An 11,248-nucleotide genomic window follows, 5' to 3' on the forward strand; every position below is an offset into this window, starting at 1 on the left:
AGGGAAACACGATGCAAGATCTGAGCTTCCGGTGGGACCATCCGCGCTTCGTGACCTCGGCCGGGCCGATCAGCGTACGGATACACACCGCCGAGAACGTCTACGGGCTCGCCGGCGAGGCGGTCGTCCGCGACGGCACGACCGTCACCTGCGACCTGCTCTCCTGGGCCGGCGGCCAGCAGCGCTCGCCCGGCCGGGCCACCCTGCGCATCACCGACGACGGCGAGACCGTCCGGGTCGAGGCCGACGTGTCGCACGCCGACAGCATCCGCTGCGTCGCCGTCGTCCTGCACGACCAGCCCACCGGCGACGTCACCGGCCTGCGCGAGGACGACCTGCCGGTGCCCGCCGCCGGCCGGGTCGTCGGCTACCCGAACGGCTGGTTCGACCTGGCGACGCCGCTGCTCGGCCTGCGCCGGCCGGACGGCACGGTCACGGTGGCGCGCAGCGAGGACCGCGAGGTGCGGGCCAAGCGGTTCGCGATCGTGCCGCACTTCGCCGACCCGGCCGTCTGCGACCTCGAGCTGATCCTCGACGCCGACGCGGCCCGCCCCGGCACCACCCTCGCCGTGCCCGCCTGGGAACTGCGCCGGGCCGGCGACCTGGCCGCCGTGCAGGCAGCGCACACCGCGCACATCCGGGCGGCGTACGACCTCCCGGATTGGAACGACCGGCCGGACGTGCCCGGCTGGCTGCGGCGCACCGCCCTGGTCGTCTCGTTGAACGGCATGCACTTCACCGGCCGCGTCTTCCTCGACTACGACGGCATGCTCGGCACGCTGCGCCGGCTGGCCGAGCAGATCGACCCCGAGCACGTCCTCGCCTACCTGCCGGGCTGGGAGGGCCGCTATTACCGCTGGTACGGCCGGTACGGTGCGGACGAGCGGCTGGGCGGCGAGGCCGGCTTCCGGCGGCTGATCGAGGGCACGCACGAGCTCGGCGCCCGGGTGATGCCGATGTTCGGGGCCAACGTGGCCTCGCGCGACCTGCCCGGCTTCGAGGCCTGGGCGGCGCCGGGGCAACTGCTGGCGGCGAGCGGGCACGCGGCGGCCGGATCGGTCGACTGGGACGCGTCCCGGCACTTCGACCACGGCTGGGGCGCCCTGATCAACCCGGCCTTCGCGCCCTGGCGGCGGCACCTGGCCGGGCAGATCGTCGCGCTGCACCACGAGTACGGGTTCGACGCCGCCTTCCTCGACATCTCCGCCATGTACGGCAACGACCCGCGCGGCAGCACCACCGAGGGCCTGCGGCTGCTGGTCGAGGAGATCCGGGCCGGCGCGCCGGAGCTGGCGATCGCCGGGGAGGCGTGGTTCGACGCGCTCGGCGGCATCATCCCGCTGGTGCAGACCGGCCACCGGGACACCGTGCCGACCTTCCACGACCGGCCCGACCCGGCGCTGTTCACGGCCGGCAACCGGTCCTTCGGCCACGTCTGCCTCGGCGACCCGGCGCACGGCTCGACCGGCTGCCACGAGGCCGGGTACAACGCGCACTGGCGGCTGCCGGTCCGCGAGGGCGTCCTGCCCACGCTCACCGTCGTCGACGACACGCTCGACGCCGCCCCCGACCGCGTCGCGCTGATCCTGCAGGACGCGCGGGACTACGCCGGGAAGTTCCTGGAAGGACGGTCGCGGTGAGCGGGTTCACCGAGTTGCCGTTGGGGGCCGTGCGGCCCGCCGGCTGGCTGCTCGACCAGCTTCGACTCCAGGCCGCCGGGCTGACCGGCCGGCTCGACGAGATCTGGCCCGACGTCGGACCGGACAGCGCCTGGCTCGGCGGCGACGGCGAGGACTGGGAACGCGGGCCCTACTACCTCGACGGCCTGCTGCCGCTGGCCTATCTGCTCGGCGATCCGGCGCTGGAGGCCAAGGCCCGCAAGTGGGTCGAGGCGGTGCTCGGCAGCCAGCGGCCGGACGGCTGGTTCGGTCCGCCCGGCAACGACGACTGGTGGCCGCGGATGGTCGCCCTCAAGGTGCTCGTCCAGCACGCCGACGCGACCGGCGACCCGCGCGTTCCGCCGTTCCTCGAGCGCTACTTCGCCTACCAGCGTGCGCATCTGCCCGGGCGCCCGCTGCGGGACTGGGGCCGGGTCCGCGGCGCCGACAACGTGCTGCCGGTGCTCTGGCTGCACGAGCGCACCGGCGACGACGACCTGCTCGCCCTCGCCCGGCTGCTGCTCGACCAGACCGCCGACTGGCACGCGTTCCTCACCGGCGAGCTGACCGGCGAGCCGGCCGCCGTCTTCGACCACCTCACCCACGGCGTCAACGTCGCGATGGGATTGAAGACGGAGGCGATCGCGTACGCGGTGAACGGCTCCGATCGACACCGGGACCGCCTGGCGGCGATGCTCGGCGCCCTCGACGACAAGCACGGCCTGGTGCACGGCGTCTTCTCCGGCGACGAGTGGCTGGCCGGCCGCGACCCGCACCACGGCGTCGAGACCTGCCAGGTCGTCGAGCTCATGTTCAGCCTCGAGCAGACCGCCCGCATCTTCGCCGACGGCCGCTATGGCGACCTGCTCGAGCAGGTGGCGTACAACCTGCTGGCCGCCGCCTGCGACCCGCGGATGCTCGCCCACCAGTACCACCAGCAGGCCAACCAGGTGCTGGTGAGCGTGGCGGCGCGCGGGTGGACGTTCAGCGGCGACGACGCCAACATTTTCGGGCTCGAACCGCATTTCGGCTGCTGCACCGCCAACCTGCACCAGGGCTGGCCGAAGCTCGCCCGGTCGCTGTGGATGGGCACGGCCGACGGTGGTCTGGCCGCCGTGGCCTACGCCCCGTGCACGGTCGAGACCCCGTCCGCGCGGCTCTCCGTGCGCACCGAGTACCCGTTCGAGGAGGACGTCCGGATCACCGTCGACGCGGCCGGGCCTTCCTCATTCCCGCTGCTGCTGCGGATCCCGGCGTGGTGCGACTCGCCCGAGCTCGTCGTCGCCGGTCACGCCGTCCCCGTCGGTCCCGACGACCACGGCTACGTGACGGTCCGCCGCACGTGGCGGGCCGGCGACGAGGTCACGCTGCGGCTGCCGATGCGGCCGCGGATCGTTCCCCGCGACCGGGGCGCGGTCGGGGTGCGCCTCGGCCCGCTCGTGCTGGCCCTGGCGGTCGGCGAGAACTGGCGGCCGGTGGCCGGCGCGCCCGGCCTCGCCGAGTGGGAGATCACGCCGCGCGCGTGGTGGAACCTCGGGCTGTGGCGGGACGCGCCGGGCGGCGTCGACGGCTGGCGGATCGAGCGCCGTCCGGTGTCCGAGGTGCCGTTCACGGCCGCCGGCGCGCCCGTCGTCGTGCACGCCAAGGGCGCGCCGCTGCCGGGCTGGGGGCTCGACGGGGCGTCGGCCGGGCCGCTGCCGGACAGCCCGGTCACCGCGTACCTGCCGATGCACGATGTGCGGCTCCTGCCGTACGGCTGCGCCCGCCTTCGCATTTCCGAGATGCCGGTCGCCGTCCCCGGACCGGGTACCGAGGACTACCGCCCCGAATGAAGGGACTCTGCTGCCAAGGCTTCGAGCAGGGTGGCCGCCACCAGGGCGTGTCCCCGCGCGTTGATGTGCAGGCCGTCGGCGCCGACCAGCCCCTCCCGCGAGGCCGGATGCCCGGAGAAGTCGAGGTGGACACCGCCGAGCTCGCGGGTGAGCCGCTCGGTGAGATCGCCGAGCGCCCGCAGCCGGCCGGCGGCCTCGGCGCCGAGCGTGGCACTCAGATCGAAGCACCCGAAGGTCACCACCATCGCGCCGCCGTTCGCCAGCGGCGTCAGCATGGCGGCCAGGTCCGCGCCCACGACGTCGGCCCGGAAGTCGCGCCGGGCCGCGTCGTTGGCGCCGGCCGCGACGATCGCCAGATCCGGGCGGAACGCCAGCGCCGGCTCGAGCTGGCCGGCCCGGATCTCCGCGGCGCGTGCCCCCGAGACGCCGAGGTTGAGGTATTCGTCCGGGGCGAGCGTGCCCGCGAGCTGCTCGGCCCAGATCTCTGTCGGATAGCCGTCGACCTCGTCGCCCCGATGGACGGCGATGCTGTCCCCCAGCACCGCGATGCGGCGTATTGCCTGGTCATTTGTCATGCCGGCGACCGTAGGCGGCCGGTCTTGAAGATTTCTGACGGCTCGCTTTTCCGACGGCTCGTAGAGTGCGATGCGTGGTCCGCTTGCGGTTGCTGGGGCCGATGGAGCTGCGCGTCGACGGAACCGACGTGCGGCTGGGGCCGGCGCGGCAGCGTACGGTCCTGGCCGTCCTCGCGGTCGAGGCCGGCCGCCCGGTGCCGCTCGACACGCTGATCGACCGGGTGTGGGCCGAGTCCCCGCCACGGGATGCCCGCGGTGTCGTCTACAGCTATGTGGCCCGCCTGCGCCGCGCCCTCGACTCGGCCGCCACCCTGACCCGCCGCTCCGGCGGCTACGCCCTCGACCTCGACCCGCTCCGCGTCGACCTGCACCACTTCGAGCACCTGGTCGCCGCCGGTGACCTGGACGCGGCGCTCGCGCTCTGGCCGCCGGGCCCGGCCCTGGCCGACCTCGCCGGCGAGTGGGTGTCCCGCACCCGCGACCGTCTCGAGCAGCGCCGCCTCGACGTGACGGTGGCGTGGGCGGCCCGCCAAGCCGCCGACCGGCCCGCGGCGGTGATCGACCGCCTGCGCCCGTTGCTGGACGAGCACCCGTTGGCCGAGCCGCTGGCCGCGGCCTACATCGCGGCGCTGCACCGGGCCGGCCGGACCGCCGAGGCCCTGGACCGCTGGGCCGCCGTACGCCGCCACCTCGCGCGCGAGCTGGGCACCGAGCCCGGCCCCGAGCTGCAGACCCTGCACCGCGCCCTGCTGCGCCCCGCCGCGCCGAGCTCACTGCCGGCCGACACCAGCACGTTCACCGGCCGGCGCGCGGAGATCGCCCGCCTCCTTTCCTTCGCGGGCGTGCCCGGCGTCCTCTCCGTCGCGGTCGAGCCTGGCGTCCTCCCCGTGCCGGGCATGCCCGGCGTCCTCCCCGTGTCGGGCGTGCCCGGTGTCCTCCCCGGGTCAGGCGTGCCCGGTGTCCTCCCCGTGTCGGGCGTGCCTGGTGTCCTCTCCGTGTCGGGCATGCCCGGCGTCGGCAAGACGGCCCTCGTCGTGCACGTGGCCCACCGCCTGCGCGCGGCCCTTCCCGATGGCCAGTTCTTCGTCAACCTGCACGGCCACACCACCGGCCGCCCGCCGGCCGACCCTGCCGACGTCCTGGCCACGCTGCTCGCCGCCGACGGCCTCGACCCGCGCCGCCTGCCGTCCGGTGTGGAGGCCCGCTCCGCCCTGTGGCGGTCGCGCCAGTCCGGCCGCCGCACCCTCACGGTCCTGGACAACGCCGCCGCCAGCTCGCAGGTGATCCCGTTGCTGCCGGCCGCCGAGGGTGGCCTGACGCTGATCACCAGCCGCCGCTTCCTGGGCGACCTCCCGTCCGGCGCCCTGCCGCTCTCGCTGGACGTCCTCCCCACCGACGACGCGGGCGAGATGTTCCGCCGCCTGGCTCCCGCCGGGGCCGGCGACCCGACCGGCCTGGTCGCGGCCTGCGGTCACCTCCCGCTGGCCGTCGCCCTCCTCGCCCGCCTGCTGCATCGCCACCCCGGCTGGACCATCGCCGACCTCCTGCGCGAAACCCGGGAGCGCCTCCTCGCCGCCACCGCCGAACAGACCAGCATCGCCGCCGCGTTCGACCTCTCCTACCGCCACCTGCCCGCCGCCCACCAGAGCTTCTTCCGCCTGCTGGCCCAGCACCCCGGCACCGAGCTGGAACCGTCGGCGACGGCCGCCCTGGCCGGCATCCCCGTCCCCGTCGCGGTGGCCGCCCTCGACGCCCTGCACTCCGACAGCCTCCTGATCGAGATCGCCCGGCGCCGCTACACCATGCACGACCTGATCCGCAGCTACGCCCGGTCCCTGGCCACTCCCGACCCGGCGGCCCGGATCCGCCTGCTGGACTTCTACGCAGCCCACGCCACCGCCGCGAACGCCGCCATCGCCCGCCACCGCCGCCCTGCGGCTTCTCCTTCTCCGGCGGGCACCGCGACGCTCCCGCTCCCCGCTTCCCCCGATGCCGCCGCGCCGTCGCCGCCTCCTCCCTTCGCGGCCGGCCCGCCCGAGGCCCTGGCCTGGCTGCGCGCCGAGCGAAGCAACCTCCTCGCCTGCCTCTCCACCGCGAGCGATTCCGCGGCGTCACCGGAGGAGCCGCGCGACCCGGACCGCGTCGTCGCCCTCACCGCCGGCCTCGCCGAGCTCCTGCGCCGCGACGGCCCCTGGAACGAGGCCCTCACCCGCCACCACACCGCCGCCGAGCTCGCGGCCGGCATCGACCGCCCGAACGCCCTCGTCGACCTGGCCACCATGCGCCGGCTCACCGGCGACTACTCCGGCGCGGCCCGCGACGCCCGCGAGGCGCTCGCCGCCTACCGCACGCACGGCAGCCCGCTCGGCGAGGCCAACGCCCTCACCGCGCTGGCGAAGGCGCTCTCCCGCGCGGCCGGCTACACCGACGCGATGCCGTTGCTGGCCCGCGCGGCCGGCATCTACCGAACCCTGGGCGACGGCCCCGGCGAGGCCGGCGCCCTGGTCGAGCTGGGCGTGGCCCGGGGCATGACCTCCGACTTCCACGGCGCCCAGGACGTGCTCCGGGAGGCGCTAGCCCGCTACCGCACGCTCGGCGACCGCCCCGGCGAGGCCTACGCCCTGCGCATCCTCGGCATCGCCCACGGCCGCACCGGCGACTTCGCCGAGGCCCGCGCGCTGCTGACCGAGGCGCTCTCCCGCTACCGCGGCCTGGACGCCCGCCTCGGCGAGGCCCTGACCCGCAACGACCTGGGCCGCGTCGCCGCAAGCGCCGGCGACTATCCCGACGCCGTCCGGACACTGCGCGCCGCCCTCGACAGCCACCGCCGCCTGGACCATCCCGTAGGCCAGTCCACCGCCCTTCTCTACCTGGGCTCGGCCCTGCGCCGAACCGGTGACCTGCCCGCCGCCGCAACCGCCCTGAACGAGTCCCTCCTGCTCAACCGCGAGATCCACAACCGAAGCGGCGAGGCCTGGGCCCTCAACGAGCTCGGCGCCCTCCACCGCCTCCGCGGCGACCTCGACCGGGCCATGGCCGACCACCGCGAGGCCCTGGCGCTGGCCGCCCGGGTGCCCAGCCCGTTCGACCGGGGCCTCGCCCTGGCCGGCTTCGGCGCCTGCTTCGCCGCGAGCGGACACCCCCGTGAGGCCGCCGCCCAGCTGCGCACCGCCCTCGAGATCCTCCGGCGCATCGACGCCTTCGAGGCGATCGAGGTCGCGGCCGACCTGGCCGCCCTTCCTAGCCGGGCCTAACCGAGGGCGCCCCTTCCGGCCAGGCTTGACCGAGGCCACGGCCGGTCATGGCAGGAGCAGGTGCACATCCCCGAACTCGTGCCACAGATATCGCCCCCTCAACGCCTCGTCGTAGGCCGCCCGCAGCGCCTCCTCGCCGGCGATCGCCGAGAGCATCCGCAGGTGCGAGGCCCGCGGCTCGTGCAGGCCGGTCAGCAGCCCGTCGACGGCGCGGACGCGGCGCTCCGGGCCGATCACCAGGTCGGTCCAGCCGCTCGCCGCCCGCACCCGCCCGGCCAGGTCCACCGCGGACTCGAGCGCCCGCACCACCGTGGTGCCGACCGCGACGACCCGCCCGCCGGCCGCGCGCACCGACCCGATCAGGCGCGCGGTCGTCTCCGGCACGGCGAACCACTCCGGGTACGGCGGCTCGTCCACCTCGGCCGAGGCCACCCCTGTGTGCAGCGTGATCGGCGCGACCAGAATGCCTCGCCCGGCCAGCTCGGCCAGCACCCGGCCGGTCAGCGGACGACCCGCGCTCGGCATCTCGGCGCTGCCCGGCTCGGTGGCGTAGGCGTTCTGATACGTCTCCAGCGGCCAGTCGCGATCGGTGTACGAATATCGGATCGGCCGCCCGTGCCCGGCCAAATAGGCGGTCATCGGGCCGGGCACGTCGGCCCGCGCCGACCACAGCCGCGCCGTGTACGGGCTCAGCAGCGTCAGCGCACCCCCGTCGATGTGCAGACGCAGACCGGCCCGCGCCGGGCCGTCGCCGGCGGGCGGGAACGGCGCGGTGGTGCCCGCGACCGGCCGCCGCGGCTCGACCAGCCACGTGCCGTCGGAGCGCTCGGTCGAGACGTGCACGACCAGCGGCGTCCCGTCGTCGAGACGGGCGTCGAGGGCGGCCGGCATCGTGGCCGAGTTGTTCACCACGACGAGGTCGCCGGCGTCGAGCAGGCGGGGCAGCTCGCGGAACCGATGGTGGGTCACCGTCGAGCCACGGCTCAGCAATAGACGTACGTCATCACGCTTTTGACCGTGTGCCTCTACCGGCTCTTTCGCCGCGAGCTCGTCGGGAAGGTGGAAGTCGAGGGTCGCCGTCATCGCGCCCCCACCGGAACCAGGGCGGACGCGACGTAGCGGCCCGACGGTGGACGGTCCCGCAGCAGCCCCAGCAGGTGCGGCACGACGGTCTCGGGCAGCGGCCGGTCGGAGATGTCCTCGCCCGGAAACGCCTCCTGTTGCAACCGGGTCCGCAGGTCACCGGGATCCACCGCCCACACGCGCAGGCCGGTCTCCTCGAGGGCGAGCACCCGGCTCGCATGGTCGAGCGCGGCCTTCGCGGCCCCATAACCACCCCATCCCGCGTACGCCTCGACGGCCGCGTCCGAGCTCACGTTCAGCACCGCGCCCGACCCCGACCGGCGCAACTGCGGCAGGAGCAGCTGGGTGAGCGCGATCGGCGCCAGCACGTTGACCTCGAACGTGTCGAGCAGCGCCGGCAGCGGGAAGGATGCCAGCGCCGGCGGCGGGCTGCCACCGAGCGTGGACGCGTTGTTGACCAGCAGGTCGGCGCCGCCCAGCCGATCGGCGGCGGCCGCGAGCTCGAACCGATGATCGTCGTCGACCACGTCGCCGGCGATGGCCGTCACCGTGGTCAGGCGTCTCAGATGCTCGGCGGCGGCTTCCAGATCGGGGCCGGTGCGCGCGTTCACCACGAGCTGCCACCCGTCGCGGGCGAGCCCCTCGGCGAGGGCCAGACCCAGGCCACGAGAGGCACCGGTGATCACTGCTACCTGCTGCTTCGGCGTTGTCATGCCACGACTCTGCCGCGCCGCGTACCCGTTGCGCATCGGACCGTGGTCTTAAGACCGTGGTCTGATGTCAGCCCGGCCCGGCCGCTCTATGGTGGGCCGATGACGACCCCGGGCCGCGACGAGCTCCGCACCGCACGTCGCCTGTCCGCGGCTGTTCTCGCGGTCAGCGACCAGCTCACGGTGCCCGAGGTGCTGCAGACGATAGTCGACACCACCCGCGAGCTCGCCGGCGCGGAGTACGCGGCGCTCGGCGTGCCCGACGATGATGGCTCGTTCGCCGAGTTCGTGGTGTCCGGTGTCAGCGACGAGGTGCGCGCGGCGATCGGCCCACTGCCCCGGCAGCACGGGTTCCTCGCCGTCATGTTGCACGAGCCGCACGCCCAGCGGCTGCCCGACATCCGGGCCGATCCGCGGTTCGCCTGGTGGCCGGCCGCCCATCCGGTGCTCGAGGCGTTCCTGGGCGTGCCGGTCGTCAGCGGCGACGAGATCCTCGGCGCTCTCTATCTGGCCAACAAGACGGGCGGTTTCACCGAGTCCGACGAGGAGCTGGTCGGCGTGCTGGCCGCGCACGCCGCGATCGCGCTGACCCACGCCCGGCTCTACGCGCGCAACCGCGAGCTCACCATCGCCGAGGAGCGGGCCCGCATCGCGCACGACCTGCACGACGCGGTGGCGCAGCGGTTGTTCGGGCTGCGGCTGACGGCGCAGGCGGCCGGTCTGCTGATCGACCGCGATCCGGCGGCGGCGCGCGACCAGATGGCCGAGGTGGCGACGCTGGCCCGGGAGGCGGCCGAGGAGCTGCACGCGGCGGTGCTGGAGCTGCGGCCGGCCCGGCTCGCGGAGGACGGCCTGCCTTCGGTGCTGCGAAAACAAGTGCAAATTCTCGACCGGGCGTACGGCGGAGCCGGCGGTCCCCGGGTGAGCTATCGCGAGCACGATCCACCGTCGTTGCCCGTGGCCCAGCAGACGGTGGTGCTGCGGGTGGCGCAGGAGGCGTTGCACAACGCGGTCCGGCATGCGAAGGCCGCGACGATCGAGGTGAGCCTGTCCCGGCAGGGCGACGCCGGGGCGGTGCTCGAGGTGATCGACGACGGCGCCGGGTTCGACGTGGGTGCGGTGGTGCGCGCGGGCCGGAGCCTGGGCCTGCGCTCGCTGCGGGAGAGGGCCCACTCGATCAAGGGCGCCGCGACGGTGCGGTCGACCCCGGGCGCCGGCACGGTGGTGCGATTGGAGGTGCCCGGTGAGCCCGCCTGAACAGATGACGCGGGTGCTGATCGTCGATGACCATCCGGCCGTACGGCGAGGGCTGCGCACCTTTCTCGAGCTGGCGGACGGGCTGGAGGTCGCCGGGGAGGCCGCCGACGGGCCGGCCGCGCTCGATCTGATCGCCGAGACCGAGCCCGACGTCGTGCTGCTCGACATGCTGCTGCCGGGGATGGACGGGGTCGAGGTCCTGCACGAGGTTCGGCGGCGGGGGCTGGCGTGCCGGGTGCTGGTGGTCACGAGCTTCACCGACCGGCTGGTCCCGGCGATCCGGGCGGGGGCGCGGGGCTACCTGTCGAAGGACGTCGACCCCGAGGCACTGGTCGCCGCGGTCCGCTCGGTCGCGGCGGGGCATCTGCTGCTCGATCCCGACGCCGCGGCCACGCTGACGAACGCGCCGCCGTCGCCGCTGACGGCCCGCGAGCGGGACGTGCTGACCCTGCTGGCCGAAGGGAGGTCAAATCGCGAGATCGCCCGGGCGTTGCTGGTGGCGGAGAAGACGGTCAAGACGCACGTGTCGAGCATCCTGCTCAAGCTGGGCCTGGCCGACCGCACCCAGGCGGCGCTCTATGCGGTCCGCACCGGGCTGTCGGAGTGAGCGCGGCGGGCGCGGGCTGGGCGCGGCGCGGGATGGGCGCAGCGCGGGATGGGCGCAGCGCGGGATGGGCGCGGCGCGGGCTGGGCGCGGCGCGGGATGGGCGCGGCGCGGGATGGGCGCGGCGCGGGATCGGCGCGGCGCGGGATCGGCGCGGCGCGGGATGGGCGCGGCGCGGGATGGGCGCGGCGCGGGATGGGCGCGGCGCGGGATGGGCGCGGCGCGGGATCGGCGCGGCGCGGGATCGGCGCGGCGCGGGATGGGCGCGGCGCGGG

Annotated in this window: 8 protein-coding genes; 5 read left to right on the plus strand and 3 right to left on the minus strand. The window is 75.0% G+C overall.

Features of this window, described 5'->3' with window-relative positions:
- Nucleotides 1–11 precede the first annotated feature (11 nt).
- Both ACZ6TB_RS03885 and ACZ6TB_RS03890 read left to right on the plus strand, forming a co-directional pair.
- Complete coding sequence (locus ACZ6TB_RS03885) at nucleotides 12–1,640, plus strand: hypothetical protein (protein WP_465550243.1); 1,629 nt, start codon at nucleotides 12–14, stop codon at nucleotides 1,638–1,640.
- The gene (locus ACZ6TB_RS03890; RefSeq protein ID WP_465550245.1) at nucleotides 1,637–3,490 is read left to right on the plus strand and encodes a beta-L-arabinofuranosidase domain-containing protein; all 1,854 of its coding nucleotides are present in this window, start codon (nucleotides 1,637–1,639) and stop codon (nucleotides 3,488–3,490) included. The genes ACZ6TB_RS03885 and ACZ6TB_RS03890 overlap by 4 nt, the downstream gene beginning before the upstream one ends.
- On the opposite strand, the gene ACZ6TB_RS03895 is transcribed toward ACZ6TB_RS03890, so the two are convergent.
- Nucleotides 3,475–4,065: an SGNH/GDSL hydrolase family protein gene (locus tag ACZ6TB_RS03895; protein WP_465550247.1), complete on the minus strand. Its 591-nt coding sequence runs from the start codon at nucleotides 4,063–4,065 to the stop codon at nucleotides 3,475–3,477. The genes ACZ6TB_RS03890 and ACZ6TB_RS03895 overlap by 16 nt on opposite strands.
- Before the next feature lie 74 nt (nucleotides 4,066–4,139).
- On the opposite strand from ACZ6TB_RS03895, the gene ACZ6TB_RS03900 reads away from it, so the two are divergent.
- The gene (locus tag ACZ6TB_RS03900) at nucleotides 4,140–7,319 is read left to right on the plus strand and encodes an AfsR/SARP family transcriptional regulator (protein ID WP_465550249.1); all 3,180 of its coding nucleotides are present in this window, start codon (nucleotides 4,140–4,142) and stop codon (nucleotides 7,317–7,319) included.
- Between the two features lie 45 nt (nucleotides 7,320–7,364).
- Here the strand turns inward: ACZ6TB_RS03900 and ACZ6TB_RS03905 are convergent, their stop codons facing one another.
- Entirely contained in the window at nucleotides 7,365–8,402 is a 1,038-nt protein-coding gene (locus ACZ6TB_RS03905; protein ID WP_465550251.1) for an S-adenosylmethionine:tRNA ribosyltransferase-isomerase, read from the minus strand.
- Nucleotides 8,399–9,115, minus strand: coding sequence for an SDR family NAD(P)-dependent oxidoreductase (locus tag ACZ6TB_RS03910; RefSeq protein WP_465550253.1), 717 nt, complete (start codon nucleotides 9,113–9,115; stop codon nucleotides 8,399–8,401). Before ACZ6TB_RS03910 ends, ACZ6TB_RS03905 begins: the two co-directional genes overlap by 4 nt.
- Nucleotides 9,116–9,214: 99 nt before the next feature.
- Here ACZ6TB_RS03910 and ACZ6TB_RS03915 point away from each other — a divergent pair, with 99 nt between their 5' ends.
- Nucleotides 9,215–10,369, plus strand: a complete 1,155-nt coding sequence (locus tag ACZ6TB_RS03915; RefSeq protein ID WP_465550255.1) for a GAF domain-containing sensor histidine kinase — start codon at nucleotides 9,215–9,217, stop codon at nucleotides 10,367–10,369.
- A 4-nt stretch (nucleotides 10,370–10,373) separates the two neighbouring features.
- Entirely contained in the window at nucleotides 10,374–10,976 is a 603-nt protein-coding gene (locus tag ACZ6TB_RS03920; protein ID WP_465550300.1) for a response regulator, read from the plus strand.
- The last annotated feature ends 272 nt before the right edge of the window (nucleotides 10,977–11,248 follow it).

This window comes from Actinoplanes sp. NPDC051537, from assembly GCF_055586105.1.